The sequence below is a fragment of the Pseudomonas sp. PB120 genome, from assembly GCF_009761815.1.
Taxonomy (GTDB): domain Bacteria; phylum Pseudomonadota; class Gammaproteobacteria; order Pseudomonadales; family Pseudomonadaceae; genus Aquipseudomonas.
This window is the reverse complement of record NZ_RWIN01000111.1, coordinates 38,996-63,791: the sequence shown is the minus strand read 5'-3', so window position 1 is coordinate 63,791 and position 24,796 is coordinate 38,996. Positions and strand designations below refer to the sequence as shown.

The window sequence follows — 24,796 nt, the reverse complement described above, 5'->3', positions numbered from 1 at the left end:
AGCAAGCTCCCTCGCCACAGGGGTTCGTGTACTTCTTTATTGGCGAAACGGCGCGAAGTTGACGTTGGTGCCCGCCGGGCGCATGTCCTGCAGGAAGGAGTCCTTGTCGGCGCTCAGCTCCAGGCTCAGCGCCGCTTTGCGCTTGCCTTCGTTGCGCACCACCAGGCCTTCGAGCTTCTCGCGCAGGAACACTGTCGGCACTTTCAGGTGCAACAGTTGATCGGTGTCCGGGGTGTGCATCAGCAAGTGCACCCACTCGTACTGACCAACGGCCAGACGGGCCACCGGGATATCGAACCACCAGATGTTGCGGTTGCGGTTCAATTCGGTGAAATGGCAGTTGTTGACGCCAAGCACAGCACCGCCGAGTTCCTGGTTTCTGCGGGCAATGGCCTGCTTTTTATCGAGTTTCATAACATTCCTACGGGATTGGATCTTCAGCGCCAAGGCCTGAATACGTTGCGCATTCTCGGGGGTTGCTCGGCAAACATAAAGCCCAACCTGCCGGGATCGATGAAATGCCCTGCTGAAAATAAATGAAACTCCCTGCAAACGCCCCCGGTCAATCCTTGTGTAACGACTTTTCTCATTGATTTGTTCACAGGAGAAACACCATGAGCAGCACTGGCGATAAAGTAAAAGGCATGGCCAACGAAGCCGTCGGCAACGTCAAGCAAGGCGTCGGCAAGGCGACTGACAACACCAAACTGCAAGCCGAAGGCAAAGTGCAGGAAAAGAAAGGCGAAGCGCAACAAGCTGTCGGCAAAGCCAAGGACGCGATCAAGAAAGGCGTCGACAAGGCTTGATCCGGCCTTTGATGAGACACAGGAACGGCCATCCGCGGATGGCCGTTTTTGTGTCAGCCTGAACTTGAGCGAGGAAATTGTTTCAAACTCGCCAAGTGGGCTACCTTGATGTAGAAAAACGGCCCCTGAGTCGCTACGACTTCAACCCTTTTGCGGCGAAAGGAGACGCTCATGATTTTCCCGGACATGAAAGGCCTGCCCATCCACCGTGTGATGGTGCGCACGGTGACCGAGTTCGTCGACGACGAGATGTCGACCTATGCCTCGGCGCTGGCCTATCAGATGTTGTTCTCGCTGTTTCCCTTCATTCTGTTCCTCATCGCCCTGATCGGTTTTCTGCACCTGCCGGACTTCTTTTCCTGGTTGCGCCTGCAATCGGAACTGGTCCTGCCACCCCAGGCGCTGGAGCAGGTGAACCCGGTGATCGACCAGCTCCAGCAATCCAAGGGCGGCTTGCTGTCGGTGGGTATCGTCATCGCCCTGTACACGGCCTCGGCCGGCGTGCGGTTGATGATGAGCGCGATGAACGCCGCCTACGACGTGGTCGAAGGCCGCCCGCTGTGGAAGCGTTTCCCGCTGTCGATTTTCTACACCGTTGGCATCGCCGGGATGTTGCTGATCGCCGCCGCGCTGATGGTGCTGGGGCCGCAGGTGATGGGCTGGATCGCCGCGCAGGTGGGGCTTGAAGATTTCATCGTCACGGTCTGGACCATCGCGCGCTGGCCGGTCATCGTGATCCTGATGATGATTGCGGTGGCGCTGATCTATTACGTCATGCCCGACGTCAAACAGGAATTTCGCTTCATCACCCCCGGCTCGGTGCTGGCCGTGGTGGTGTGGATTATCGCGTCGTTGGGCTTCGCGTTTTACGTCAAGACCTTCGCCAACTACAACGCCATGTATGGCAGTATCGGCGCGATCATCGTGCTGTTACTGTATTTTTATATTTCTGCCGCCGTGTTGTTGCTCGGCGCGGAAATGAATGCCGTGATCGAGCACATGTCCACCGAGGGCAAAGACCCTGGCGAAAAAGTCCCCGGCGAGCACGATCACGAACACAAACAACATGTTTCTGGCTTGGGACGGGATCACTCGATCAAGCCACCCACTGACGAAGTCATCTAATGATCCGTGAAATCCTGAAAATGGGCGATGAACGCCTGCTGCGCATCGCTCCGCCGGTGCCGGCAGAGATGTTCGACAGCCCGGCGTTGTGGCAACTGATCGACGACATGTTCCAGACCATGGAAAGCGTCGGTGGGGTAGGCCTGGCGGCCCCGCAGATCGGCGTAGACCTGCAACTGGTGATCTTCGGTTTCGAGCACAGCGAGCGCTATCCGGATGCGGAAGCGGTGCCGCAGACGATTCTGATCAACCCGTTGATCACGCCGTTGAGCCCGGTGCTGGAAGAGGGGTTTGAAGGGTGCCTGTCGGTGCCGGGCCTGCGCGGTGCCGTGCAGCGTTACCAGCAGATTCGCTACGAAGGGTTCGACCCCAAGGGCGAGCCCATTATGCGCATTGCCTCAGGGTTTCATGCGCGGGTGGTGCAGCACGAATGCGATCACCTGATCGGCCGGTTGTACCCGTCGCGGATTACCGACTTCAGCAAATTCGGGTTCACAGAAGTGATGTTCCCGGATCTCGATCCAAACGCTGACGATTGACCCGGCTCCAAAACCCACCACAAAACCCTGTAGGAGCGAGCAAGCTCGCTCCTACAAAGGATCTCTATTCACTTGGTTGGTTTAACAAACCGCAACGTCATCCGGTCCGACTCCCCGATCGCCACATACTTCGCGCGATCCTTCTCCCCCAACGTCAACGCCGGCGGCAAGGTCCAGACGCCTTCCGGGTAATCCTTGGTGTCCTTCGGGTTGGCATTGATCTCGCTTTTCTCCTCAAGCTTGAACCCCGCATCGGTCGCCAGCTTCACCACGTAATCGGTGGTCAGGTAGCCGCTGTGCTTGATGTCGTCCAGCGACGCGCCATCCTTGGCCCGGTGATCGACCACGCCCAGCACGCCACCCGGTTTCAGCACGTCGAAAAATGCCTTGAACGTCAGCGGTGCCGTGTCCGCCAGCACCCAGTTGTGCACGTTGCGGAAGGTCAGCACGGTGTCTGCCGAGCCCGGTGTGCCGAACACCGGGTTTTTCGGGTCGAACTCCAGCACGTGCGCCTTGGCGTATTGCGCGGGAGCGGCGGCGAATTTGGCCTTCAGCTTTTCCTCGTTCTTGCGCGCGTAATCGCTCACCGTCGGCGCTTGAACTGCGGCCACATACTGGCCCTGTTCCTTGAGCAGCGGCGCCAGCAATTCGCTGTACCAGCCGTTGCCCGGCGTGATTTCCACCACGGTCTGTTTCGGCCCCAGACCAAAGAATTGCAGCGTCGGTTGCGGATGACGGTAGCCGTCGCGCGCCACGTTCTCCGGTGCACGCCAGGTGCCTTTCAGCACCTGGGCGTATTGCTCGGCGGACACTGATTGGGATTCGGCAGCCTGACTCACGGCAGGGGCCAGCAGAGCGGTAAGCGTCAAAGCCAGAAGAGCAGGTTTCATGCAGCATTCCTGAGAAGTCGAAGTCGACTCCGAGGCTAGCACGCAGCTATCAGCGGCCGATCACACATTATCGGCGGTCGACCTCACCAACGGTTCTAAGCCCATGGCGATCATCGGTTTGCTGCGGGCATAACGGCTCAGGCGCTCGATCATGGCGTAAGGCATCGCCGGGTCGAAGGTAAACCCGCGACGCTCATAAAAACCGCGCAAGTCAGGGTGGCAGAACAGCCAGACCGGATGTTCCAGACCTTTCACCGCTTCGGCAATCAACGCTGCCGCGACCCCTTGTTCGCGACACGCCGGATCAACGAACAGACCGGTCAACCAATGCCCGCCAGACACCGGTCGCAGACACAGCGCGCCCACGATGTCATCGCGGCGTGCGACCCACAGTTGAGCGTCGCGAACCGCTTTCATCGAAGACTGGTGGGCGCGATAAAACTTGTTCATCAAGGGCCACAAAGGCTCGGCGAGCAGGGTGTACTGGGTGTCGGGCATGGTCGTGGGCTGTCGGTATGCAAAGCGGGCGATTATAAAAGAACGCGGGCGCGGGGATAGGTGTATACCTGATCTCACATCCCGTATGAGTGGAGTACGTATCATGGCCAAAGGCATGGATTCAAAGAAAGCAGCGAAGAAAAAACCGGCCAAAACCGCCGATGAAAAGCGCGCGGACAAGAAGGCCAAGAAGGTGGATGTGTTCGGTCACTGATCCCGCGACAAGGGAGCCCGGCCTTCGGGCTCCCGCTGCACGCCTGACGAAACAGGCAAAATAATCTGCAAGATTTCCCGGCGCTATTGCACAGAGGGGGACTGGTTCCCGATCTGAGCAACGCCATGCCCCATTACTTCGATACTGCCCATCGAGAAGAAATCGAAACCCTGCGTCGACGCCTGACCGCGCGCACCGAGTGGCCGACCTGGTTGTTGCTGGTCGGCGTGTATGTCGGCTGGTTCAGCATCGTGTTGAACAGCGCGTGGCTGGGCATTGGCTGGAGCACGGTGCTGTTGATTCCGCTGGTGGTGCTCTGGTTATCGGTGCAGCACGAATTGCTGCACGGGCATCCCACCCGCTGGACCACGCTGAACAAAATCCTCGGCTATGCGCCATTCGCCGTCTGGTATCCCTACACCCTCTACCGCGACAGCCATTTGCTGCATCACCGCGATGAAGACCTGACGCTCCCCGGCATCGATCCGGAAAGCCGTTACCTGAGCGCCGAACAGTGGCAGGGCAGTTCGCTGTTCGAACAAGGCCTGCACTGGCTGAACAAAACCGTGCTTGGGCGCTTCCTCATCGGTGCGCCGCTGGCCCTGGTGGGACTGGCGCGCGAAGAACTGCGGCGTCTGAAATCGGCAGATCGACAGGCCTGGTTGATGTGGCTGAGCCATGGCGCGTTGACGGTGCTGATGCTGTTTGTCATCGCTCGCCACAGCGTGCTGCCGGTCTGGCATTACCTGTTGCTCATCAGTGTGCCGGCGCTTTCGATCGCGATGATTCGCTCCTACTATGAACACCGGCCCCATGCGCAGCCCGAGCAACGCACCGTGCTCAACGAAGCGGCCTGGCCGTGGTGCTGGCTGTTTCTGAACCTCAATCTGCACCTGGTGCACCACGACTTGCCAAGCCTGCCCTGGTACGACTTGCCCCGCGCCTACCACGCGCGCCGCGAGCAATGGCTGGCGCGCAGCGGCGGGTTTCTGGTGCAGGGTTATGGCCAGTTGTGGTTCGAGAACGGGGTGAGGGCGATTGACAGCCCGAAACACCCCTTCCTCTAATTGTTAATACGATCCCTTGTGGGAGCGAGCCTGCTCGCGATAGCGGTATGTCTTCACCATTGATGGCGGCAGGAAAACCGCTATCGCGAGCAGGCTCACTCCTACAGGGGGCTAGTGTTGTTTGGGAGTTTTCGATGGCTCAACACCTCGCAGAATTACTGATGTACGTCGCCCCCGAACCTATTCGCCAGGCCAACGAACGCTGGTTGACGCGCATCCTCGAGCAGCTGGGCGCCACTCGCCGCGACGCCGAAGGCCTTTCGCTGATGGACCTGTGGCTGTCCGAGGATTTGCTGCTGACCCAAACCTGCGGCTATCCGCTGATGACCGCTTTACGCGGCAAGGTTCGGGTGGTCGGCCGACCTCGCTATGAACTGCCCGACAGCACCGGCGGCCATCATTGCAGCCTGCTGCTGAGTCGCGCCGATGATCCACGCCAGACGCTGCTCGCCTTTCGCGGTAGTCGCGGGGTGATCAATGGCGAAGATTCCAACAGTGGCATGAACCTGCTGCGCCAGCGATTGGCGCCGTTGCATCTCGACGGGCGGTTCTTCGCCGGTGTCGGTATCAGCGGCAGTCATCGCGAAAGCCTGCGCTGGCTGCGGGAAAACAAGGCCGACCTCGCGGCCATCGACAGCGTCACTTACGCCTACCTGGCTCGACATGCCGCAGAAGAAGTGGCGGGGTTGAGGGTGGTGGTTCGGTCTGCGTTCAGTCCGACGTTGCCTTTCATCACCGTTGCGACGGCCAGCGATGAACAGGTTGAGTTGCTTCGACGGGTGATGAACGAGACGCTGCGGGCGTTGCCCGATGTCGCTGAAGTTCTTGGTTTGCACGAGGTGTTGTCGGCCGGCGAGGGTGACTATCAGATCATTCTCGAATATCAGCAGGAAGCTGAAGCGTTGGGGTTCGGGCGGTTGCGTTGACTGTAGATTTTTCGCGGGCAAGCCCGCTCCCACAGGGTTTTGTGTCGATCACGAAATGGGGATCAACACCAAACATTGTAGGAGCAAGGCTTGCCCGCGAAGGCGATTGCATGCCTCACGCTAAATTCAAAAATGGAATATAAAAATGCTTTTTAAGTCTTATTAAGGAATAAGGCTCCTTGCTAGGATTCGCTTCACCGGACGACCGGACATTCAGCGACCCCTAACCCTGGAGCCTCTATGTCCGGCACCGACTCATCCCATCGCCATGACGTGGGCGGATTGTTCCGCGCTCATTACCCCTGGTTGTGCGCTCGACTGCGCCAGATTCCGGGGGCCGGTTTCAGCGTCGAAGACATCGCGGCCGAAACCTTCGTGCAACTGCTCGAATCCCCAGGGCTGACCCCGATCCGCGAGCCTCGCGCCTTGCTCATCACCATCGCCCGCCGGCTGATCTACCAGCTTTGGCGTCGCCGCGATCTTGAACGTCAGCACCTCGACCAGCTGCAACACATTGATCAGGGGCCGGTGACCTCGCCCGAGGTTTTGCTGCAACTGACCCAGGCCTTGCACGGCCTCGACCGCACATTGAAGCGGTTGCCGGGCAAGGTTCGCGCGACGTTCCTGTTGTCGCGGATCGATGGCCTGACCTACCCGCAAATTGCCGCCGAGCTGGGCATTTCCCAGCGTTCGGTCAGCGTCTACATGACCCGCTCCCAAGCGTTGTGCGCCCAGCACAGCGCCAATGAACCCTTGCACCAGAGGTCCGCATGAAATCAATCAAAAGCCTGCTCGGCAGTTCGCTGCTGGCCCTGAGCCTCGTGGCGACCCACGCCCCGGCGGCGGAAAAGAACGCGCCCATCCACTTCGGCGACATCACCTGGGAAAGCGGCAGCCTGATCACCGAAATCCTGCGGCTGATCGTCGAGAAGGGTTACGGCTACCCGACCGATACGCTGCCGGGCAGCACCGTCAGCCTCGAAGCGGCGTTGGCCAAGAACGACATTCAAGTGATCGGCGAAGAGTGGGCCGGTCGCAGTCCGGCCTGGGTCAAGGCCGCATCGGAGGGCAAAGTGTTTGGCCTGGGCGACACGGTCAAGGGCGCCACCGAAGGCTGGTGGGTGCCGGAATACGTGATCAAGGGCGACCCGGAACGTGGGATCAAACCGCTGGCCCCGGAGCTGAAATCCGTCGCCGACCTGGCCCGCTACAAGGACGTGTTTCGCGACCCCGAGGACCCGAGCCGCGGGCGCTTCCTCAACAGCCCGACCGGCTGGACCTCCGAAATCGTCAACAGCCAGAAACTCAAGGCTTATGACCTGACCGCGAGCTTCGTCAACTTCCGCACCGGCTCCGGCGCGGCGCTGGACGCGGAAGTGGCTTCATCGATCCGGCGCGGCAAACCGGTGCTGTTTTACTACTGGTCGCCGACACCGCTGTTGGGTCGTTTCAAACTGGTGAAGCTGGAAGAACCGCCCTTCGACGCCGAGGCGTGGAAGACCCTGGCCGATGCCAACAATCCCCACCCTAAAGGCACGCGCTCGATGCCGGCCAGCTTGGCCATCGGCGTGTCAGCACCGTTCAAGACGCAGTACCCGGACCTGGTGGCGTTCTTCGAGAAAGTGGATTTCCCGATTGATCTGTTGAACCAGACACTGGCGCAGATGAGCGAAAAGCGCGAGAAACCGCGTGAGGTGGCGCAAGCATTTTTGCGGGATCAGCCGCAGGTGTGGAAGGGGTGGGTGCCGGGGGAGGTGGCCAGAAAAGTGAGTGAGAGTCTGTAAGTTCTACAGCGCCTGGTTAATCGCCATCGCGAGCAGGCTCGCTCCCACAGTGGATCTCTGGCGCGACGCAAGTCCCTGTGGGATCCACAGGGATCTATGGTGTGACAAATATCCCCTGTGGGAGCGAGCCTGCTCGCGATGGTCTCAAGGCGAACACCCAACGCCGCGGTCAACATCGCTTGAACGGTCGTGCGCAATCCAATCCTCGCCTGAAACTGCCCCATCCAAATCAGTCGCAATCAACATCCCCCCAAGCGACCGCTAAACCCGCCCGCTGAACCGATTTTGTCCTCAATACTGGCCGACTAATGGCCTTGCTTAGCCAAAACGGCTGTCTATGCTCACTCGTAACTAACTGTGTCGGCCAACCTGTGTGGGCGACATTGCGAGAGTGCGCAACCCAAGGCACCGCGCTAGGGAAAGGGAGATATCTGGTAGATGGAATTACTTATAACAACGTTAGGGCTGGCCCGATCCAGGGCTATCAAGAGAAGGATGTCTTGATAAGAGCGTCGCTTAATGGACTCTCCGATTGAACATCATTTATCACCTGACAAGGCCTCAAATGGAGGCATGCGTGTGCCTGTTCCATGGAACGTAGTGGTGGATACGTTGAAAGACCGAACTTTCATCAATCAAAAGACCGCGCTTAGGGTGATACGACCATGTTTAACCTACATCACAAGGCTGACCTGCAGGAAATCGAGCGCTTCAGTTGCGCGCTGACCGAAGCCAACGCCAAGTTGGCCGCTGTCAGCCGTTCGATGGCGATGATCGAGTTCACCCCCGAAGGCGTCGTGCTCGATGCCAACGAAAACTTTTGCAGCACCATGGGTTACAGCGCCGATGAAGTGCTCGGCAAACATCACCGTATCTTTTGCGAAGAAGCATTTTATCGCAGTGACGAGTATGCGAAGTTGTGGCGTGACCTGGCCCGTGGCGAACCGGTCAGCGGTACCTTTCAGCGATTGAACAAGCGTGGTAAGGAGGTCTGGCTCGAAGCCAGTTACATGCCGGTGTTCGGCCCGGATCGCCAAGTCAAAAGCGTGATCAAAGTGGCCTCGGACATTACCGACAGGGTCAACAAAGAACATGAAAACGAAAGCATGCTCGCGGCGATCGGTCGTTCCATGGCCGTGATTGAATTCACCCCCGAAGGCAATGTGATTCGCGCCAATGAGAACTTCCTGAAGACTACGCATTACTCGCTCAACGAAGTGGTTGGTCATCACCACAGCATGTTTTGCCACCGCACTGAAGCCGAATCACAACACTACAAGGCGTTTTGGGCATCGCTCAATCGCGGCGAATACCACTCGCACCGTTTCGAACGCAAAGACAAATACGGCCATACCATTTTTCTGGAGGCCTCTTACAACCCGCTGTTCGATGCCAAGGGCCGTCTCTACAAAGTGGTCAAGTTTGCCAGCGACATTACGAATCAAGTGACCACGCTGCAAACCGCCGCGGAATCGGCCCACAGCACCTCGGTGCAGAACGACGCCTGTGCGCAGAAAGGGTCACAGGTGGTGCAACAAACCGTGCAGATCATCCAGGACATTTCCAAGAACCTGAACGAAGCGGCAGTGAGTATCGATGCGGTCAGCAAACAGTCCGACATCATCGGCACCATTGTTCAGACCATCCGCGGCATTGCCGACCAGACCAACTTGCTGGCGCTGAACGCGGCCATCGAAGCGGCCAGGGCGGGGGAACACGGGCGCGGGTTTGCGGTGGTGGCGGATGAGGTTCGTAGCCTCGCGGCACGCACGAGCCAGGCGACGCTGGAGATCGTCGAGGTGGTGCGCAAGAACCATGATTTGTCGTTGAGTGCGGTGTCGAGCATGCAGTCGAGCTTGAGCCGAACCGGTCTTGGCGTCGAGTTGGCGAACGAGGCGGGCGAGGTGATCCTCGAAATCCAGATGGGCTCGCGGCATGTGGTGGACGCGATCAGTCAGTTCAACTCGACGTTGCAGTTGAACTGACACCCAACGCATAACCTGTAGGAGCGAGCTAGCTCCGGGCGGCGTTCCGACGATGGTCGTAAACGATGACGCGGGGCACCTGATACCCCGCGGCGATCTCTAGCCCATCGCGAGCAAGCTCGCTCCTACAGTGGCGTCGTCACAGCGAAGCCAGGAATTTATCCACAACCTGGCTGCCGCTTTTATCGCTGCTGCTGTCTTCTTTCTCGGTCTTGGCCAGCTTCAACTTGTCTTCCATGCGCTGGGCAATCTCTTTGCCGATGGCCAGTTGCTTCTCTGGCGGCATCGCTTTCACTTCGTCTTCGGTCAGCCCCATCTCTTGCAGGATGCTGTCGTGCAAGCGCTGCTCCGGCGACTTGCTCATGTAGTCCTTGAAATCCGCCATGGCCGAGCTATCGGTGGACTTTGACGTAGTCGAGGTATCGGTCGCTTGCAGCGTCACGCGGGTTTTGGCGAACGCTTCATCCACGTTGTCGCTTATTTTGCTGGCGGCGCTGACCTGTTGCGTGGTGTGGTTGGCGGTGCTCGCCTCAACACCTGCATTGTTTTTGAAGGTTTGCATCTGCAACGTGTTTTGCAGGTGCTGCACCAGCGTGGACTGGAGGCCACTGGCGGCGTCCGCGGTCGGCTCGTCACCGGGGCGTTTGGGCGTCGGCGTCACTAATGTCTGTTTTGCACTGACCAGCATGATGAGTAGACCTTGTCATTGTTTGGGGGTACAGCAGCGGGAGCAATTAGCGTGCCGTCGCCCAAACCCCCTGTTTTCAGGGGGCTCGACGTCAGTTCAATGGAGTGTGCGGTGAACTATTGCCGTTAGGCGGCAGTTGCGGGCTGCCGCTTCTTCAGCGATGAGCAATGTTTTCCAGCGCCAGGTTGCGGGTGCGCGGGCCGAACCAGCCGATGGTCACCATCACGATCAACATGCTGCTGACGATAAACGCCAATACACCCGGCGTGCCGAAGTGCTCGAGAAAAATCCCGATCAGCAAGCTGCTGAACACCGTCGACAACCGACTGAATGAGTAACAGAACCCCACCGCCCGGGCGCGGATGTTGGTGGGGAACAATTCACTTTGGTACGAGTGATAACTGAAGCTCAGCCAGGCGTTGCAGAAGGTGATCATCACGCCGCAGAAGATCAGGCCAAAGGCGCTGGTCTGCAACGCGAACAGCGTACCGAACGTCATGGCGCCCAGTGCCGAACCAACGATCTGCCACTTGTTCTCGAAGCGATTGGCGAACTTCACAAACAACAGCGGCCCAAGCGGGTAGGCGAGGGTGATGATGAACGCGTACATCAGGCTGTGCGTCACGCTCACACCCTGGCCGGACAACAGCGCCGGCAACCAGTTGCCGAAACCGAAGAAGCCGATGGCCTGGAACACGTGAAACACGATCAGCATCAAGGCTCGACGACGGTACGGCGGTTGCCAGATATCGGCGAAACGCCCGGTGCCCTGAATATCCACCGCCGCCAGTTCTGGCTCGTCCAGTGGTTTGCCCTGGTCCTTCACGCAGCGCGCTTCAATGTCGTCAAGAATCTTGCCGGCTTCGTCAAAGCGCCCATGCTGGGCCAGCCAGCGCGGCGATTCCGGCAGGCGCTTGCGCAACCACCAGATGAACAGCGCAAACACCGCACTGGCCAACACCACCCAACGCCAGCCGGACACGCCGAACGGCGCTTGCGGCACCAGCCACCACGACATTAGCGCCACCGCCGGCACGGACAAAAACTGCACGAAAAACGCGAAGGCAAACGCCGAACTGCGCATGCGCTTGGGCACCAGTTCCGAGAGGTAGGCGTCGATGGTCACCAATTCGATGCCCAACCCGATGCCCACCAGAAAGCGCATGCAGATAATGCCCAGCGCCGAGCTCTGGACACCCATGGCGACGGTCGCGAGCGTGTACCAGACCAGCGCGAAGGTGAAGATGGCGCGTCGGCCGAAACGGTCGGCCATCGGGCTGAGCAGGCTGGCACCGAGGAACAGCCCAAGAAACGTCGCCGAGGCAAAGGCTGCCTGATCAGAGAAACCGAACACGCCTTGGCTGCCGGTGGCGAAGATTCCGTCGCGGATCAGGCCCGGGCTGATGTAGGCCGTCTGGAACAGGTCATAGAGCTCGAAAAAGCCGCCGATCGACAGCAGCGCCACCAAACGCCACAGGGTCGAGACGGCGGGAAGTCGGTCAATGCGTGCGGAGATTTGCGCGGCCCGGACGGGGTCGATGCCGTCCGGTATGGCGACTGAGGGATTGCTGGCAGACATAAGCTGATCCAATTTTTATTGATGGAAGAGCTTAGCCTGCTATCGGAAATGAATGCTTGTGAATTTCTGCGTGTGTACGCCTGAATTCGCCGGATTATTGCCATGAATCTCCAGGTTTTAACGACTGGTCGCTCAAGGCAGGCCATTGCAGCCATGTTTCATGAATCCCGGGCGTTGGGCCAACCGTTGGAAATACTCATCGATAGCCGGATAGTCGGGGCGCTCGATGGGCGTCATCAGCCAGCGATTCACCGACAGCCCGATGACAATGTCGGCCAGCGTGAAGTGCGGCCCGGCGACATAGGCTTTGGTGACTGAGAGTTGATGTTCGAGGATGGCCATTTTCTGATTCCAGCCCCTTACGCCAACGGCGAGCCGGTGCGCATCCTGGAATTCCGGGTCCTTGCGCACCAACGAGGTGAAGGCATAACTCCAGGACGGATTGAGTTCGGTGGCTTGCCAATCCATCCACTGTTCCACCCGGGCGCGTGCCGCCGGTTCGTGCGGGAGCAGTTCGGTGTTTTGCTGTTTGCCGGCGAGGTAACGGCAGATGGTGTTGGACTCCCACAACACGCCGGCCTCGTCGATGATCACCGGCACTAGCGCATTGGGGTTGAGCCGTAGAAACTCCGGCGTGTGGGTCGACGCGTAACCGCTGCCCCAATCTTCACGCTCGTAGGAAACACCCAGTTCTTCGCAAGTCCACAGGACTTTTCGGACGTTGATGGACGAGGCTTTACCGAGGATTTTCAGTGCGTGTTCCATGGAGCTACTCCGTTAGCGATTCGACGTTTCGCGACTTTAACAGGACGTCGACCGTGCCAGGCAATAAGCGGGATAGGGAGCACTTTCAAGATTAGTTGAAAAGCGGCGGCATGGGCGATGCGCTGCCTGGCGGCGTGAGAACGAGCAGCGTGCAGGGGTGTAGGAAGGGTCCTTAGGAAAGCGGTTTCAGGGGGTTTCCAAAGGCTACAGTTTCTTGCGCCATTGCCTACAACTACGCCAGAATCCGCCGGCTTGTGCGTCTGGTGCCCGGGCTCTATGGTTCCGTGTCGCTGCCCATTCAGCGATCGGGTCTAGCAGCCCGGATACTTTAGATGCATGGCGTCCACCGTTCGTGATCCGTTCACGTTATGGCGGCTGTGCGTGGGAAGACCTTCGGGTCTACCGGTTCTAGAGTCCCGGTCTGCTAGCCCGCGTACAGCTGTCACCTTACATTCGTCTAGCAGCGAATCGTGGCAGCTCCATGACTCCAGGAGCGTCATCATGTTCAAACCCACGCCGAACCCCCCGCGCAAACCCAGCCCAATGTTCTCGATTGCACCGGACATCAATAACGAAACCCTGCTGGCCCACGCCTGCGAATCACTGGCCTCGGCGAGTGTGATGACCAATGATTTTGCGACTTTTCTGGAAGGCCCGCATCGCAACACGGCACTGGCGATTGCACAGATCATCATGCTGGCCGAGTTGGCGGTGAATCGGGTGCTGGATAACCTTGATCCGCAGCAATAGCACCGAACCTGTGGCGAGGGAGCTTGCTCCCGCTGGAGTGCGAAGCGCTCCCAACCGCGTTTTTTCAGGTAAGCCGTAGTGGCCGTGTTGCGGTTGCTGCGCACCCGAGCGGGAGCAAGCTCCCTCGCCACAGGAGCCCGTTCAGCCGGGCGTACTCAGGTACTCTCACGCACCTTCAACTCAAACCCCATGTCCTGCACCGGTTTTGCCACGGTGTTGCCGGCCAGCAAGGTCAGCATCAGTTCGGCCGAGCGACGGCCAATGGCCTCGCGCGGGGTGCTGATGCTGCTCAGGCGCGGCACCATGTGCGCCGAGGCGGGCAGGTCGTTGAAGCCGAGGATCGCCACTTGCTCGGGGATCTTGATTCCGCAACGCATCGCTTCCAGCAGCGCGCCCTGCGCCAGGTCGTCGTTACCAAAAAAGATCGCGTCGACATCGGGATGACTGGCCATCAGTTGCAGGAACAATTCGCCACCCAGGCCGACGGAGGACGCGCGCGGCGTCAGCACTTCCAGGTCCGGGTCATACAAGCCGGCTTTTTGCAGGGCTTTACGAAACCCTTCGCCGCGCAGCAAGGTGCGTTGATCCAGTTGCGCGCCGATATACGCCAGGCGCTTGCGGCCGCGGGACAACAAATGCTCGGCCGCGGTTTCGCCGGCGGCAAGTTGTGAAAAACCCACGCAATTCACGCCCGCCGCGCTGTCCAGTTCCATCATGTACACGCACGGAATGTTGCTCGCCTCGATCATCCGCCGCGAACTTTCCGTGCGATCAAACCCGGTCAGCAGCAAGCCGCGCGGCTGATAGGCCATGTAATTGCGCAGCAGGTTTTCTTCTTCATCGCGCGAATAGTGGAAGTTGCCGATCAGCACTTCGAAGCCTTTGGGGCGCAACACCTGATGAATGGCTTCCAGCGTGTCGATGAACAACAGGTTGGACAGCGACGGCACCAGCACCACCACCGAATGGCTCTGGGCCGAGGCCAAGGCGCGGGCGGCGGGGTTGACCACGTAGTTAAGGTCGAGGGCGGCTTTCTGGACTTTTTCCACCAGTTCGGTAGCCACCGTGCTGACCCCACGCAAGGCGCGGGAAGCGGTAATCGGGCTGACGCCGGCCAATCGGGCAACTTCATTCAGGGTGGGACGGCCAGTGGTTCGCGTATTTTTATCGTTTTTAGGGGTGGTCATCGGGCGGCTTGCCAAACAAAATTCAAGGCACTAAGGTAGCGCTGTCCCGAAGCAGCTGCAAATGCGTAAGCGAGTTTTGCCTGAACCTCGCTTTTCGGCGTTGGGAACGAACATGCTGCAACCCACAAAAATGACAAGAAGGCGTCGGCAACTTCTACTTTTCGTCTAGTGTCATAACTGGCAAAGGTAGCGCTGTCTGCGCGCTGAGGTGTTACATGAATCATCCCATCACCGCCCTGGTCATCATGGGCGTTGCCGGTTGCGGCAAGACAAGCGTCTGCGATGCCCTGTGCGAGCTCAGCAGCGCCACTGCCATTGAAGGCGATACTTTCCACCCTGCCGCCAATATCGAAAAGATGAGCGCGGGTATTCCCCTGAACGACGAGGACCGCGCCGGCTGGCTCGACAGCCTGTGCGTTGAACTGCGTCGCGTCGACGCCACGGGCCAGCGTCCGGTGCTGACCTGCTCGGCGCTCAAACACAGTTACCGCGAAGTCCTGCGCAGTGCCTTGCCGGGCCTGGGCTTTGTGTTTCTTGAACTCACGCCTGAAGTCGCCGCCGACCGTGTTTCCCATCGGCCGGGCCACTTCATGCCGTCGACCTTGATCGACAGCCAGTTCGCGACCCTTGAATCACCTGTTGGCGAGCCCCTGACCCTGGCTCTGGACGCGTCCACCCATAGCGTCGACCAATTGGCGAAGCAGGCGCACATCTGGTGGCTGGCCAACGGCCTGAAACAAGCCGTATGAGTGCCGCCGAAAAAGATAGCGCTGTCCTGTCGGCCTGCGAATTACCCGCTTTAATAACAACAACAACCAGGAGACACCCCTAATGTTTGGCATGTCCCACGAGACGTTCCTGCTGCTTGATGCAGTGGTCACGGTCATCGGGCTTATTGTCCTGATCACCAAGTTCAAGCTTCACCCGTTCATTGCCCTGATCATTGCCGCCGCCTTTCTCGGGCTGACGTCCGGCATGCCGATCGGCACCATCATCAAGGCGTTCCAGGACGGCTTCGGTGGCGTGCTCGGCTTCGTCGGCATCATCCTGGCGCTGGGCACCATGCTCGGCAAAATGATGGCCGAGTCGGGCGGGGCGGATCAGATTGCCCAGACCCTGATCCGGGCGTTCGGCAAGGAAAAGGTGCAGTGGGCGATGATGTTCGCGGCCTTCCTGGTCGGCATCCCGCTGTTCTTCGAAATCGGTTTTGTACTGCTGATCCCGCTGGTGTTCATCGTTGCGCGGCGTACCGGCGTGTCGATCATCAAGATCGGTATCCCGCTGCTGGCCGGTCTGTCCGCGGTACACGGCCTGGTGCCACCGCACCCGGGCCCGCTGCTGGCCATCGGCGTGTTCGGTGCCGACATCGGTAAAACCATTCTGTACGGCCTGATCGTTGCGCTGCCGACGGCCATCATTGCCGGCCCGATCTACGGCACGTTCATCGCCAAATACATCCCGGGTCATCCGAACCAGGAACTGGTGGATCAACTGGCCCGCGAGCCGGAATCCGCCGACCTGCCAAGCTTCGGCATCACCCTGGTCACCGTGCTGTTGCCGGTGTTCCTGATGTTGCTCAAGACCTTCGCCGACGTGGCGCTGCCGGATGGCAACTTCTTCCGCACCTTCATGGACCTGGTCGGTCACCCGATCTCCGCGTTGTTGCTGGCGTTGTTGTTGTCGCTCTACACCTTCGGCCATCGCCAGGGTATCGACTCCAAACGCATCCTGAAATTGCTCGACGCGAGCCTTGCGCCGACCGCCGCGATCATTCTGATCATCGGTGCCGGTGGTGGCTTCAAGCAGATGCTGGTGACCAGCGGCGTGGGTGACGTGATCGGCCACATGGCGGTCAACGCACAGATCTCGCCGATCCTGCTGGCCTGGCTGGTGGCGGCGGTGATTCGCGTGGCAACCGGTTCGGCGACCGTGGCGACCATTACCGGCGCGGGCATTGTGGTGCCGGTGGTGGGGATGATTCCGGGTGTGAACCGTGAGCTGTTGGTGCTGGCCACCGGTGCCGGTTCGTTGATCTTGTCGCACGTCAACGACGCCGGTTTCTGGCTGGTGAAGCAGTACTTCAACATGACCGTGGCGGAAACCTTCAAGACCTGGACAGCGATGGAAACCATCCTGTCCGTGGTGGCGCTGGGCTTTATCCTGCTGTTGTCGATGTTTGTCTAAGCACATTCGGCAAATACAAAAAAACCGCAGTGATGCGGTTTTTTTGTTGAAAAGAATATTGTGACGTGCACTTCTTGTGGCGAGGGAGCTTGCTCCCGCTGGGCTGCGAAGCGGCCCCATACCAGACACCGCGATACATCAGGAAGAACGCGTTTTCCGGTTTTACGACTGCTTCGCAGCCGAGCGGGAGCAAGCTCCCTCGCCACAGTAGTGTGATTCCCACAGGTTTTTGTGTCAGGTGTCAGGATTTACTGACCAACCCATCCGCCCGGAACATCCCGCGAATCCCGCGTACGGCCTGACGAATCCGGTCCTGGTTTTCGATCAGTGCGAAGCGCACATGATCATCCCCATATTCCCCGAACCCGACACCCGGCGAGACGCAGACTTTCGCTTCGGCCAGCAGCTTCTTGGCGAATTCCAGCGAACCCAGATGCGCATACGCCTCGGGAATCTTGGCCCAGACGTACATCGACGCTTTCGGGTTTTCGACCATCCAGCCCAATTCATGCAGGCCTTTGACCAGCACGTTGCGTCGCTGGCGGTATTGCTCGGCGATGTCGAGCACGCATTGCTGATCGCCTTCCAGCGCTGCAATGGCGGCGACTTGCAGCGGGGTGAACGTGCCGTAGTCGTGGTAACTCTTGATCCGCGCCAGGGCGTTGACCAGTTCGGCGTTACCGACCATGAAACCGACGCGCCAGCCGGCCATGTTGTAGCTCTTGGACAGGGTGAAAAACTCCACCGCGATGTCCTTGGCGCCGGGCACCTGCATGATCGACGGGGCTTTCCAGCCGTCGTAGACGATGTCGGCGTAGGCCAGGTCGTGCACCACCAGTACGTCGTACTGTTTGGCGAGGGCGATCACCCGCTCGAAGAAGTCCAGCTCCACGCACTGCGCGGTCGGGTTGGACGGGAAGCCGAGGATCATCATTTTCGGTTTCGGGATCGAGCCGCGAATGGCCCGTTCCAGTTCGGCGAAGAAGTCCACGCCCGGAACCAGCGGCACCGACCGCACCTGGGCGCCGGCAATCACGGCACCGTAGATGTGAATCGGGTAGCTCGGGTTCGGCACCAGTACCGTGTCGCCCTGGTCGAGGGTGGCCAGCATCAAGTGCGCCAGGCCTTCCTTGGAACCGATGGTGACGATGGCTTCGGTTTCGGGGTCGATGTCGACCTCGTAGCGATCCTTGTACCAGTTGGAAATCGCCCGGCGCAGGCGCGGGATGCCCTTGGACGTCGAGTAGCCATGGGTGTCTTCGCGCTGGGCGACGGTGACGAGCTTTTCGACAATGTGCGGCGGCGTGGGGCCGTCGGGGTTGCCCATGCTCAAGTCGATGATGTCTTCGCCACGACGACGGGCGGCCATCTTCAGCTCGGCGGTGATGTTGAAAACGTAAGGGGGGAGTCGATCTATGCGCGAAAAACGGCGCGGCGAACCTTGTTCGGCCATTGTTGCCTCGGATAACGTAAGCGCCCGGAACCGTCCGAGCGACGCTGGTCACTGCGGTGACCTGTTGCGGAATGTAAGGGCTGTCGTGGCACACTGTCCAGCCAGTGTGTAAACAATTTTTTCCGAAGGAAATCGGTTGATGGAATTTAGCAGCGGCTTTTTGCTGAGCCTTTCGTTGTGCCTGGATATCGGCGTGGCCAATATCGCGATGATCACGCTGGCCATGCAACGCGGCTATTTCCAGGGGTTTGCGCTGGGGTTGGGGACCTGTGTCGGCGACCTGATCTACGCGGTGCTGGCCCTGGCGGGCATGACCGTTTTGCTGCAATACGAAACCGTGCGCTGGGTGTTGTGGATCGGCGGTTCGGCGCTGCTGATTTATTTCGCGGCGAAGATGATCTACTCGGCGATTCACCATGAAGCGGTGTTGGCGCAGACCGCCGAAGTCGGCCACAACTCCCATCGCAAAGAGTTTTTTCGCGGCATTTTCCTCGCGATGTCGTCACCCAGCGCGATCCTCTGGTTCGCCGCAGTGGGCGGCACCTTGATCGCTCGTTCCGGCGCGGCGGGCCCCGTCAGTTCGGCATTGTTCCTGAGCGGGTTCTTCTTCGCGGGACTGCTCTGGAGTGCGGGATTGTGCTTCGCCGCGAGTCATGGCGGCCGGTTGCTGGGCGACAAACTGTTGCGGTACTCCTACATGGCATCGGCGGCGATCTTCTGCTATTTCGCGGTGTACGTGATCCTATCCGGTTACAACGAGTTTGTCGGCGCGGGTGCCGTCGAGCAGTTGCACGCCCTGTAAGTGGGCGAATCGGGTTTGGCTTCTATACTCCCAGCCGAACCCACTTTTTTGAACCAGGAGTCGAGTCATGGATGAGCAAACAGGCGTCGAACCGACTGGACCACGCTTCGAACACGGGCACTTCCTGTTGATTGCGGGATTTGGTGAACGATTTACCCCGCAAACCCGGGGAGACATTCCCGCCGTCTGGAAAAAATTCGAACCCTACATCGGGAATGTTCCCGGGCAAGTCGACGAAGTGACTTACGGCATCTGCTGCAATCCGGACGGGAAGGGCGGTTTCGAATACATCGCGGGTGTCCAGATCAGCAAGCTCGACGACCTGCCTGATCAATACCGCTGGGTCGAAGTTCAACCTCAGCATTACGCCGTGTTCGAGCACAAGGGACCGCTGGACACTTTGCCCCAGACCTTTCACTACATCTGGAAAACCTGGCTGCCGCAGTCGGGCTATCAAGCCGCAGACGCTCCTGAGTTCGAACGCTACAGCGCCGACTTCAAACGCACCGGCGTGCTGGAAATCTGGCTGCCGCTCAAGGCGTAATCACTTATGATCGCCAGCCTTTCCATCGTTGATTCCGAGCTGCCATGAACACCGTCATCCGCAACGTCACACCTGCTGACCTGGACCGTTGCTACGCCATCGAAACCGTCGCCTATGAAGGCGACGAAGCCGCCACCCGGGAAAAAATTGCCACCCGCATCGCCACCTGGCCCGAAGGCTTTATCGTGGCGGAAGTCGACGGTGTGGTCGCCGGCTTCATCAACTCCGGTGCGGCGTTTGAGGTTGAAATGTCGGACGAGGCGTTCAAGGAGTTGATCGGCCACGACCCGGCCGGGCCGCACGTGGTGATCATGTCGGTGGTGGTGCACCCGGATTTCCAGGGGCTGGGCTTGGCCAAGCGGTTGATGGGCGAGTTCATCGAGCGGATGCGTGGGCTGGGCAAAACCACCCTCCATTTGATGTGCAAAGAAAGGCATATTCCGCTCTACGCCGGATTTGGCTTCGCCTACATCAAGCCCTCGGCGTCCGACCATGGCGGGATGGCGTGGCATGAGATGGTCCTCAACCTCTGAACCTAAAGCTGACCAATAACCTGTGGGAGCGAGCCTGCTCCGGGCGGCGTTCCGACGATGACGGCTTAATATTCAACATCTATGTTGACTGACAGGCCGCCATCGTCGGAACGCCGCCCGGAGCCGGCTCGCTCCTACAGGGAGAGGTGAAAACCTCAGAAAATAAGTCCCATCCGCCGCTCATACCCAATCCGGCCCTTGTAAGCCTCACCACTGTCGACCCAGCCGAATTTCGCATAAAGCGCGATGGCGGCCGCATTGTCCGCATCCACCGACAACTCCAACCCTCGAATTTCTGGCCAGGCCTGACGTGCCACGTCGGGCAGGGCTTGCAGACAAGCCTTGCCGTACCCTTTGCCCTGAGCCCGCTGATCCACTTGCAGTGCATGCAGGGTGGCGCTGTGTTCATCGGCCCAGGCGGGTAAAACTGGCGGGCGTTTGAGCAGCAGGAAAGCGACCGGGATGTCGTCGGCCAGCAGGGCAAAGCCTTTGACGCCAGGGCCGGGTTTGGACAGCAAGGTGTGCAATGCACCGTGAATGTCGCCGGAAAACCTGATCTGTTCCGGATGTACTTCGATGGCCTCGACCTGCTGGCGCTGCAGCGCTTTCAGGCTTTCGTAAGGCACGAGTCGGGTTGTCACTGGAGTGTCCTTTTTCCATCACATAGGAGCCGCGGAGTCTAACGAGTTTGTGCTCGTGGACTATTTTTATTTCGACTGTCGATTTGGCGATTCGCCACACGACTAAGGGTGTCTCACAACAAAAAAACACGGAGAGCCATCATGACCGCAACCACCGAAATCCAGGCCTTGATCGACCGTTATCGCCAGGCGGTGATCGCTAAGGACGTCGATAAAATCATGACGTTCTACGGCGATGACATCGTCTCTTTCGACGCCGTCAAGGCCCTGCAATTCCGGGGTAAGGCCGCCTACCGCGACCATTGGCTGGCCTGCATGGAAATGTGCCCGGGCCCGCACAAATTCGACTTCGACCACATGAATATCGTGGCGGACGAGCACATCGCCTTCGCCCACTGGCTGGCCCATTGCGGTGGCACCAACGACAAGGGCGAAACCCAGGCCTGCTGGATGCGCGGCACTGCGTGCTATCGCCGCGAGGCCGGGCAATGGCGCATCGTCCATGAACACTGGTCGGCCCCGTTCGACATGGCCAGCGGCGCCGCGCTGTTCAACCTCGAACCCTGATCGTCGGGAACTGCCACCCCAACGTGCATCAGCAGCCATAGTTGATTAGTTCGATCCGGGAGAACCCCATGAAGTATTTATGCCTGGTCTACAGCAACGAACAGGAGCTGCACAGCCAGCCCGACAGCCCGCATGATGCCGAGTGCCTGGCGTATTCCGAGTCGATCCAGGGCAGCGGGCGCATGATTGCGGCCGAGGCGCTGGAATCGGTGCAGACCGCCACCACTGTGCGTATGCGCAACGGCAAGTTGTCGATCACCGACGGCCCGTTCGCCGAAACCAAGGAGCAGTTGGCCGGCTTCTACCTGATCGATGCCAAGGACCTGAATGAGGCGATCCAGGTCGCGGGCAACATTCCGGCGGCGCGGGTCGGCTGCGTCGAGGTGCGCCCTGTTCGCCAGTTGAATCCGTGAGTCAAAAAGCACAGGAGATCCCATGAACCCACAGCCCTTTGACGGCATGCCCGACTGATGCCTGATGTGTCGGTTACGGCTCGGGTCGAGCAGGTTTACCGCGAAGACTCGCGGCGAATTCTGGCGACGCTGATCCGTCTGCTCGGCGATTTCGATCTCGCCGAAGAGGCTTTGCACGAGGCGTTTTTCGTCGCGGTCGAGCGCTGGCAGCGCGACGGTGTGCCGGACAACCCGCGCACCTGGCTGGTGTCCACCGGGCGTTTCAAGGCGATTGACGTGCTGCGCCGGCGTGCGCGCTTTCGGGCGTCGCAGCCGCTGCTGATCGCGCAACTGGAGTTGCTCGAGCAGACCGAATGGAGTGACGAGGATGTGGAAGATGATCGCCTGCGCCTGATCTTCACCTGTTGTCACCCGGCACTCGCGGCGGACGCCCAGGTTCCGTTGACGCTGCGCGAAGTCTGCGACCTGACCACGGAAGAAATTGCCCGGGCGTTTCTCTCGGCGCCGGCGACCATTGCCCAGCGTATCGTGCGGGCGAAAGCCAAGATTCGTGACGCCAAAATCCCTTATCAAGTGCCGACCCTGGCCGAGTTGCCTGAACGTCTCGACAGCGTGCTGCGGGTGATTTACCTGGTGTTCAACGAAGGCTATTCGGCGTCTGTCGGCGCTGAACTCACCCGCGAAGAGCTGACGCGCGAGGCGATTCGACTCGGCCGATTGCTCATGGAGTTGTTGCCCGAAGCGGAGGTGATGGGGTTGCTGGCGCTGATGCTGCTGCATGAATCGCGGCGCCCGGCGCGAGCCTCGGCCAGTGGTGAACTGATCGTGCTGGATGAGCAGGACCGTTCGTTGTGGGATGCCGGGTTGATTGCCGAAGGCTGCGCGTTGATAGAGCGGGCGCTGGCGACGGGGCAATTCGGGCCTTACTGCCTGCAAGCGGCGATTGCGGCGGTGCATGCCGAAGCACCAACGGCGCAGGACACGGACTGGGCGCAGATCGTGGGGTTGTATGAAGTGCTGTTGGCGGCAGTGCCTTCGCCGGTGATCGAGTTGAACCGTGCGGCGGCGATCTCGAAACGGGATGGTCCGTTGGCGGCGCTGACGTTGGTCGAAGGGATTCTGGCGCGGGGGGAGTTGCTGGATTACTACCTGGCGCATTCGGCGCGGGCGGAATTCTGTCGGCAGTTGGGGCGGGTGGAAGAGGCGAGGGCGGCGTACGAGCGGGCGCTCGAGTTGACGCAGCAGGTGCCGGAGAGACGGTTTATTGAGGCCCGGATCAGAGCGCTGATGCCTGAACAACCTCTGTAGCAGCTGCCGAAGGCTGCGTTCGGCTGCGCAGCAGTCGTAAAAACAGGCGCCTCGGTATGTCAGTTAAAAAGCGGATACTGATGAACGACTGCTGCGCAGCCGAACGCAGCCTTCGGCAGCTGCTACAGGACTCATTCCAACATCTTGCTCAACAACCAGCTCCCCGCCGGCCCCGGCGGATGCGGCCGTGACCACAGCGCATCGACAAACACCGGTTTGGGCCAGCCACGCACCTGCAGCTCCACCAGCTTGCCAGTATCAAACCGTCCCACCAGCCAGCGCGGGAGGGGCGCCCAGCCGAATCCGCCCTGGGCCATTTCCAGCAGCATCAAGTAACTTGGCGCCGACCAGACGCGGCCCTTCGCCCGGCTTTCGTACGGATTGACGATCGTCGCCAGGCGCAGCTCCCGATGCTGCTGCAACACGTCTTGATCGATCCCGCTCACCGTCGCCAACGGGTGCTCAAGGGACACGAACAAGGCGATTTCGGTTTTCTCTTCCACCGTCGAGCTGACCAGGTCCGGGGGATAGCTGTCCTGCATCTCGGCGAACGCCACGTGCGCCCGGCCGCTTTGCACCAGGGCAATCAAGTCGTCGCATTCGGCGATCAGGCATTCCAGCTCCAGGTCGGGATAACGCTGCTCGAACGCGCTGAGCGCCGCTTCGAAGCGGTCCGACTGATAGGTATCGGAAATCGCCACGGTCAGTTTCGGCTCAACCCCTTGCGACAACTGGCTGGCGGTCATCTCCAGGCGGCTGGTGGCGGCCAGGATGTCTTCGGCCCGTTGCAGCATCACGCGCCCGGCGGGGGTGAGGCTGGGCTTGCGGCTGCTGCGGTCGAAGAGGATCAGGTTCAGATCGATCTCAAGGCTGGCCACCGCCGCGCTGATGGTTGACTGACTGCGCCCCAGTTTGCGTGCCGCGGCGGAAAACGAGCCTTGAGTCGCCGCCTGCACGAACGCTTGCAACACTTCCTGAGAGGCCATGAACTATCGCCTTGATCGATGATTATTGGTTATGAAGTATCGGTTCGAGGGCGGATCATGGCAACCACAGTCACTCAGGGGAGCCTGATCATGAACGTCGACAAATCCATCACTGAACGTATTTTCCAGGCCATCGGTTTTGAACTGCTGGCCATCCTGATCTGTACGCCGCTGCTGGCGTGGATCATGGACAAGCCGATGCTCGACATGGGCGTGGTCACGGTGGTGATCGCTGCGCTGGCGCTGGCCTGGAACGTGCTGTTCAACGGCCTGTTCGATCGCGTGCTCAAGCGTTTCGGGATTGCGCGTAACGCCTGGGTCCGGGTGATCCATGCGCTGCTGTTTGAGGGCGGGTTGGTCGCGGTCGGTGTGCCGCTGATTGCGTGGTGGCTGAACATCAGCCTGTGGCAGGCGTTTTTGCTGGATATCGGTGTGTTGCTGTTTTTCCTGCCCTACACCTACGTTTACCACTGGGTGTACGACGTGGTGCGTGAGCGGCTGGTGATGCGCGAGACTTGCGAAGGTTAAACCTGTAGGAGCGAGCTTGCTCGCGATGGTATGT

28 protein-coding genes and 1 pseudogene are annotated in these 24,796 nt (G+C 59.7%); 19 read left to right on the top strand and 10 right to left on the bottom strand.

The genetic code is table 11. The features are described from left to right. Positions 1 to 36: 36 nt before the first annotated feature. Positions 37 to 414 carry a hypothetical protein gene (locus EJA72_RS20320; protein ID WP_157713157.1) on the bottom strand — a complete coding sequence of 126 codons (378 nt, stop codon included), beginning with the start codon at positions 412 to 414 and terminating at the stop codon, positions 37 to 39. Between the two features lie 200 nt (positions 415 to 614). Between EJA72_RS20320 and EJA72_RS20315 the strand changes: the two genes are divergently transcribed. The 3 genes from EJA72_RS20315 to def all read left to right on the top strand — a co-directional run bounded on the left by EJA72_RS20315 (position 615) and on the right by def (position 2,470). Further along, complete coding sequence (locus tag EJA72_RS20315) at positions 615 to 806, top strand: CsbD family protein (RefSeq protein WP_003227408.1); 192 nt, start codon at positions 615 to 617, stop codon at positions 804 to 806. Between the two features lie 171 nt (positions 807 to 977). Continuing rightward, positions 978 to 1,931: a YihY/virulence factor BrkB family protein gene (locus tag EJA72_RS20310; protein ID WP_157713156.1), complete on the top strand. Its 954-nt coding sequence runs from the start codon at positions 978 to 980 to the stop codon at positions 1,929 to 1,931. Then, entirely contained in the window at positions 1,931 to 2,470 is a 540-nt protein-coding gene (def, locus tag EJA72_RS20305) for a peptide deformylase (RefSeq protein WP_157713155.1), read from the top strand. Before EJA72_RS20310 ends, def begins: the two co-directional genes overlap by 1 nt. Before the next feature lie 68 nt (positions 2,471 to 2,538). Here the strand turns inward: def and EJA72_RS20300 are convergent, their stop codons facing one another. Together EJA72_RS20300 and EJA72_RS20295 are read right to left on the bottom strand one after the other, a co-directional pair. Next, entirely contained in the window at positions 2,539 to 3,360 is an 822-nt protein-coding gene (locus EJA72_RS20300) for a class I SAM-dependent methyltransferase (RefSeq protein ID WP_157713154.1), read from the bottom strand. Positions 3,361 to 3,420: 60 nt separating this feature from the next. Continuing rightward, positions 3,421 to 3,858 (bottom strand): GNAT family N-acetyltransferase, encoded by a 438-nt coding sequence (locus EJA72_RS20295; protein ID WP_157713153.1) that lies wholly within the window; start codon positions 3,856 to 3,858, stop codon positions 3,421 to 3,423. A gap of 339 nt (positions 3,859 to 4,197) precedes the next feature. On the opposite strand from EJA72_RS20295, the gene EJA72_RS20290 reads away from it, so the two are divergent. The 6 genes and pseudogenes from EJA72_RS20290 to EJA72_RS29785 all read left to right on the top strand — a co-directional run bounded on the left by EJA72_RS20290 (position 4,198) and on the right by EJA72_RS29785 (position 9,834). Then, positions 4,198 to 5,139 (top strand): fatty acid desaturase, encoded by a 942-nt coding sequence (locus tag EJA72_RS20290; protein WP_157713152.1) that lies wholly within the window; start codon positions 4,198 to 4,200, stop codon positions 5,137 to 5,139. A 134-nt stretch (positions 5,140 to 5,273) separates the two neighbouring features. After that, positions 5,274 to 6,065, top strand: a complete 792-nt coding sequence (locus EJA72_RS20285; protein ID WP_157713151.1) for a phosphate/phosphite/phosphonate ABC transporter substrate-binding protein — start codon at positions 5,274 to 5,276, stop codon at positions 6,063 to 6,065. Between the two features lie 240 nt (positions 6,066 to 6,305). Next, a complete protein-coding gene (locus EJA72_RS20280; protein WP_157713150.1) occupies positions 6,306 to 6,839 on the top strand; it encodes a sigma-70 family RNA polymerase sigma factor in 534 nt (177 codons plus the stop codon). Then, positions 6,836 to 7,849: an ABC transporter substrate-binding protein gene (locus tag EJA72_RS20275; protein WP_157713149.1), complete on the top strand. Its 1,014-nt coding sequence runs from the start codon at positions 6,836 to 6,838 to the stop codon at positions 7,847 to 7,849. The genes EJA72_RS20280 and EJA72_RS20275 overlap by 4 nt, the downstream gene beginning before the upstream one ends. A 665-nt stretch (positions 7,850 to 8,514) precedes the next feature. After that, a pseudogene (locus EJA72_RS29790) lies at positions 8,515 to 9,291 on the top strand (PAS domain-containing protein); the annotation flags it as partial. Between the two features lie 3 nt (positions 9,292 to 9,294). Then, complete coding sequence (locus EJA72_RS29785) at positions 9,295 to 9,834, top strand: methyl-accepting chemotaxis protein (RefSeq protein WP_372240724.1); 540 nt, start codon at positions 9,295 to 9,297, stop codon at positions 9,832 to 9,834. Positions 9,835 to 9,973: 139 nt separating this feature from the next. On the opposite strand, the gene EJA72_RS20265 is transcribed toward EJA72_RS29785, so the two are convergent. The 3 genes from EJA72_RS20265 to EJA72_RS20255 all read right to left on the bottom strand — a co-directional run bounded on the left by EJA72_RS20265 (position 9,974) and on the right by EJA72_RS20255 (position 12,866). Next, positions 9,974 to 10,522, bottom strand: a complete 549-nt coding sequence (locus EJA72_RS20265) for a hypothetical protein (protein WP_157713147.1) — start codon at positions 10,520 to 10,522, stop codon at positions 9,974 to 9,976. Between the two features lie 154 nt (positions 10,523 to 10,676). Then, positions 10,677 to 12,101, bottom strand: a complete 1,425-nt coding sequence (locus EJA72_RS20260) for an MFS transporter (protein WP_157713146.1) — start codon at positions 12,099 to 12,101, stop codon at positions 10,677 to 10,679. Positions 12,102 to 12,233: 132 nt separating this feature from the next. Then, a complete protein-coding gene (locus EJA72_RS20255) occupies positions 12,234 to 12,866 on the bottom strand; it encodes a glutathione S-transferase family protein (protein ID WP_157713145.1) in 633 nt (210 codons plus the stop codon). A gap of 501 nt (positions 12,867 to 13,367) precedes the next feature. Here EJA72_RS20255 and EJA72_RS20250 point away from each other — a divergent pair. Further along, positions 13,368 to 13,616: a DUF6124 family protein gene (locus tag EJA72_RS20250; RefSeq protein ID WP_157713144.1), complete on the top strand. Its 249-nt coding sequence runs from the start codon at positions 13,368 to 13,370 to the stop codon at positions 13,614 to 13,616. 155 nt (positions 13,617 to 13,771) lie between these two features. Here EJA72_RS20250 and EJA72_RS20245 read toward each other — a convergent pair whose 3' ends face one another. Then, on the bottom strand, positions 13,772 to 14,803 hold the full coding sequence (locus tag EJA72_RS20245) for a LacI family DNA-binding transcriptional regulator (RefSeq protein ID WP_157713143.1): 1,032 nt from the start codon (positions 14,801 to 14,803) through the stop codon (positions 13,772 to 13,774). A 215-nt stretch (positions 14,804 to 15,018) separates the two neighbouring features. Between EJA72_RS20245 and EJA72_RS20240 the strand changes: the two genes are divergently transcribed. Then, positions 15,019 to 15,552 (top strand): gluconokinase, encoded by a 534-nt coding sequence (locus EJA72_RS20240; protein WP_157713142.1) that lies wholly within the window; start codon positions 15,019 to 15,021, stop codon positions 15,550 to 15,552. Positions 15,553 to 15,634: 82 nt separating this feature from the next. Then, positions 15,635 to 16,987 (top strand): GntP family permease, encoded by a 1,353-nt coding sequence (locus EJA72_RS20235; RefSeq protein WP_157713141.1) that lies wholly within the window; start codon positions 15,635 to 15,637, stop codon positions 16,985 to 16,987. Positions 16,988 to 17,228: 241 nt separating this feature from the next. Here the strand turns inward: EJA72_RS20235 and alaC are convergent, their stop codons facing one another. Further along, the gene (gene alaC / locus EJA72_RS20230) at positions 17,229 to 18,440 is read right to left on the bottom strand and encodes an alanine transaminase (RefSeq protein WP_157713140.1); all 1,212 of its coding nucleotides are present in this window, start codon (positions 18,438 to 18,440) and stop codon (positions 17,229 to 17,231) included. Positions 18,441 to 18,579: 139 nt separating this feature from the next. On the opposite strand from alaC, the gene EJA72_RS20225 reads away from it, so the two are divergent. The 3 genes from EJA72_RS20225 to EJA72_RS20215 all read left to right on the top strand — a co-directional run bounded on the left by EJA72_RS20225 (position 18,580) and on the right by EJA72_RS20215 (position 20,319). Next, positions 18,580 to 19,242 carry a LysE family translocator gene (locus EJA72_RS20225; protein ID WP_157713139.1) on the top strand — a complete coding sequence of 221 codons (663 nt, stop codon included), beginning with the start codon at positions 18,580 to 18,582 and terminating at the stop codon, positions 19,240 to 19,242. A gap of 67 nt (positions 19,243 to 19,309) precedes the next feature. After that, positions 19,310 to 19,786 (top strand): GyrI-like domain-containing protein, encoded by a 477-nt coding sequence (locus EJA72_RS20220; RefSeq protein WP_157713138.1) that lies wholly within the window; start codon positions 19,310 to 19,312, stop codon positions 19,784 to 19,786. 44 nt (positions 19,787 to 19,830) lie between these two features. Continuing rightward, entirely contained in the window at positions 19,831 to 20,319 is a 489-nt protein-coding gene (locus EJA72_RS20215; RefSeq protein WP_157713137.1) for a GNAT family N-acetyltransferase, read from the top strand. 155 nt (positions 20,320 to 20,474) lie between these two features. Here EJA72_RS20215 and EJA72_RS20210 read toward each other — a convergent pair whose 3' ends face one another. Beyond that, positions 20,475 to 20,960, bottom strand: coding sequence for a GNAT family N-acetyltransferase (locus EJA72_RS20210; RefSeq protein WP_178129482.1), 486 nt, complete (start codon positions 20,958 to 20,960; stop codon positions 20,475 to 20,477). A 141-nt stretch (positions 20,961 to 21,101) separates the two neighbouring features. Between EJA72_RS20210 and EJA72_RS20205 the strand changes: the two genes are divergently transcribed. From EJA72_RS20205 to EJA72_RS20195, 3 genes are all read left to right on the top strand, one after another. After that, a complete protein-coding gene (locus tag EJA72_RS20205; RefSeq protein ID WP_157713136.1) occupies positions 21,102 to 21,527 on the top strand; it encodes a nuclear transport factor 2 family protein in 426 nt (141 codons plus the stop codon). Positions 21,528 to 21,595: 68 nt separating this feature from the next. Further along, positions 21,596 to 21,940: a YciI family protein gene (locus tag EJA72_RS20200; RefSeq protein ID WP_157713135.1), complete on the top strand. Its 345-nt coding sequence runs from the start codon at positions 21,596 to 21,598 to the stop codon at positions 21,938 to 21,940. A gap of 57 nt (positions 21,941 to 21,997) precedes the next feature. Beyond that, the gene (locus EJA72_RS20195) at positions 21,998 to 23,248 is read left to right on the top strand and encodes an RNA polymerase sigma factor (protein WP_157713134.1); all 1,251 of its coding nucleotides are present in this window, start codon (positions 21,998 to 22,000) and stop codon (positions 23,246 to 23,248) included. A gap of 131 nt (positions 23,249 to 23,379) precedes the next feature. Here the strand turns inward: EJA72_RS20195 and EJA72_RS20190 are convergent, their stop codons facing one another. Further along, positions 23,380 to 24,234 carry a LysR family transcriptional regulator gene (locus EJA72_RS20190; RefSeq protein ID WP_157713133.1) on the bottom strand — a complete coding sequence of 285 codons (855 nt, stop codon included), beginning with the start codon at positions 24,232 to 24,234 and terminating at the stop codon, positions 23,380 to 23,382. A 90-nt stretch (positions 24,235 to 24,324) separates the two neighbouring features. Here EJA72_RS20190 and EJA72_RS20185 point away from each other — a divergent pair, with 90 nt between their 5' ends. Continuing rightward, positions 24,325 to 24,762, top strand: a complete 438-nt coding sequence (locus tag EJA72_RS20185) for a multidrug/biocide efflux PACE transporter (RefSeq protein WP_157713132.1) — start codon at positions 24,325 to 24,327, stop codon at positions 24,760 to 24,762. Positions 24,763 to 24,796: the final 34 nt, after the last annotated feature.

What these genes read in the sequence shown, in the direction of transcription:
- EJA72_RS20320 (WP_157713157.1), bottom strand. Translation starts at nt 414, where the DNA reads ATGAAACTCGATAAAAAGCAGGCCATTGCCCGCAGAAACCAGGAACTC.
- EJA72_RS20315 (WP_003227408.1), top strand. Translation starts at nt 615, where the DNA reads ATGAGCAGCACTGGCGATAAAGTAAAAGGCATGGCCAACGAAGCCGTC.
- EJA72_RS20310 (WP_157713156.1), top strand. Translation starts at nt 978, where the DNA reads ATGATTTTCCCGGACATGAAAGGCCTGCCCATCCACCGTGTGATGGTG.
- def (WP_157713155.1), top strand. Translation starts at nt 1,931, where the DNA reads ATGATCCGTGAAATCCTGAAAATGGGCGATGAACGCCTGCTGCGCATC.
- EJA72_RS20300 (WP_157713154.1), bottom strand. Translation starts at nt 3,360, where the DNA reads ATGAAACCTGCTCTTCTGGCTTTGACGCTTACCGCTCTGCTGGCCCCT.
- EJA72_RS20295 (WP_157713153.1), bottom strand. Translation starts at nt 3,858, where the DNA reads ATGCCCGACACCCAGTACACCCTGCTCGCCGAGCCTTTGTGGCCCTTG.
- EJA72_RS20290 (WP_157713152.1), top strand. Translation starts at nt 4,198, where the DNA reads ATGCCCCATTACTTCGATACTGCCCATCGAGAAGAAATCGAAACCCTG.
- EJA72_RS20285 (WP_157713151.1), top strand. Translation starts at nt 5,274, where the DNA reads ATGGCTCAACACCTCGCAGAATTACTGATGTACGTCGCCCCCGAACCT.
- EJA72_RS20280 (WP_157713150.1), top strand. Translation starts at nt 6,306, where the DNA reads ATGTCCGGCACCGACTCATCCCATCGCCATGACGTGGGCGGATTGTTC.
- EJA72_RS20275 (WP_157713149.1), top strand. Translation starts at nt 6,836, where the DNA reads ATGAAATCAATCAAAAGCCTGCTCGGCAGTTCGCTGCTGGCCCTGAGC.
- EJA72_RS20265 (WP_157713147.1), bottom strand. Translation starts at nt 10,522, where the DNA reads ATGCTGGTCAGTGCAAAACAGACATTAGTGACGCCGACGCCCAAACGC.
- EJA72_RS20260 (WP_157713146.1), bottom strand. Translation starts at nt 12,101, where the DNA reads ATGTCTGCCAGCAATCCCTCAGTCGCCATACCGGACGGCATCGACCCC.
- EJA72_RS20255 (WP_157713145.1), bottom strand. Translation starts at nt 12,866, where the DNA reads ATGGAACACGCACTGAAAATCCTCGGTAAAGCCTCGTCCATCAACGTC.
- EJA72_RS20250 (WP_157713144.1), top strand. Translation starts at nt 13,368, where the DNA reads ATGTTCAAACCCACGCCGAACCCCCCGCGCAAACCCAGCCCAATGTTC.
- EJA72_RS20245 (WP_157713143.1), bottom strand. Translation starts at nt 14,803, where the DNA reads ATGACCACCCCTAAAAACGATAAAAATACGCGAACCACTGGCCGTCCC.
- EJA72_RS20240 (WP_157713142.1), top strand. Translation starts at nt 15,019, where the DNA reads ATGAATCATCCCATCACCGCCCTGGTCATCATGGGCGTTGCCGGTTGC.
- EJA72_RS20235 (WP_157713141.1), top strand. Translation starts at nt 15,635, where the DNA reads ATGTTTGGCATGTCCCACGAGACGTTCCTGCTGCTTGATGCAGTGGTC.
- alaC (WP_157713140.1), bottom strand. Translation starts at nt 18,440, where the DNA reads ATGGCCGAACAAGGTTCGCCGCGCCGTTTTTCGCGCATAGATCGACTC.
- EJA72_RS20225 (WP_157713139.1), top strand. Translation starts at nt 18,580, where the DNA reads ATGGAATTTAGCAGCGGCTTTTTGCTGAGCCTTTCGTTGTGCCTGGAT.
- EJA72_RS20220 (WP_157713138.1), top strand. Translation starts at nt 19,310, where the DNA reads ATGGATGAGCAAACAGGCGTCGAACCGACTGGACCACGCTTCGAACAC.
- EJA72_RS20215 (WP_157713137.1), top strand. Translation starts at nt 19,831, where the DNA reads ATGAACACCGTCATCCGCAACGTCACACCTGCTGACCTGGACCGTTGC.
- EJA72_RS20205 (WP_157713136.1), top strand. Translation starts at nt 21,102, where the DNA reads ATGACCGCAACCACCGAAATCCAGGCCTTGATCGACCGTTATCGCCAG.
- EJA72_RS20200 (WP_157713135.1), top strand. Translation starts at nt 21,596, where the DNA reads ATGAAGTATTTATGCCTGGTCTACAGCAACGAACAGGAGCTGCACAGC.
- EJA72_RS20195 (WP_157713134.1), top strand. Translation starts at nt 21,998, where the DNA reads ATGCCTGATGTGTCGGTTACGGCTCGGGTCGAGCAGGTTTACCGCGAA.
- EJA72_RS20190 (WP_157713133.1), bottom strand. Translation starts at nt 24,234, where the DNA reads ATGGCCTCTCAGGAAGTGTTGCAAGCGTTCGTGCAGGCGGCGACTCAA.
- EJA72_RS20185 (WP_157713132.1), top strand. Translation starts at nt 24,325, where the DNA reads ATGAACGTCGACAAATCCATCACTGAACGTATTTTCCAGGCCATCGGT.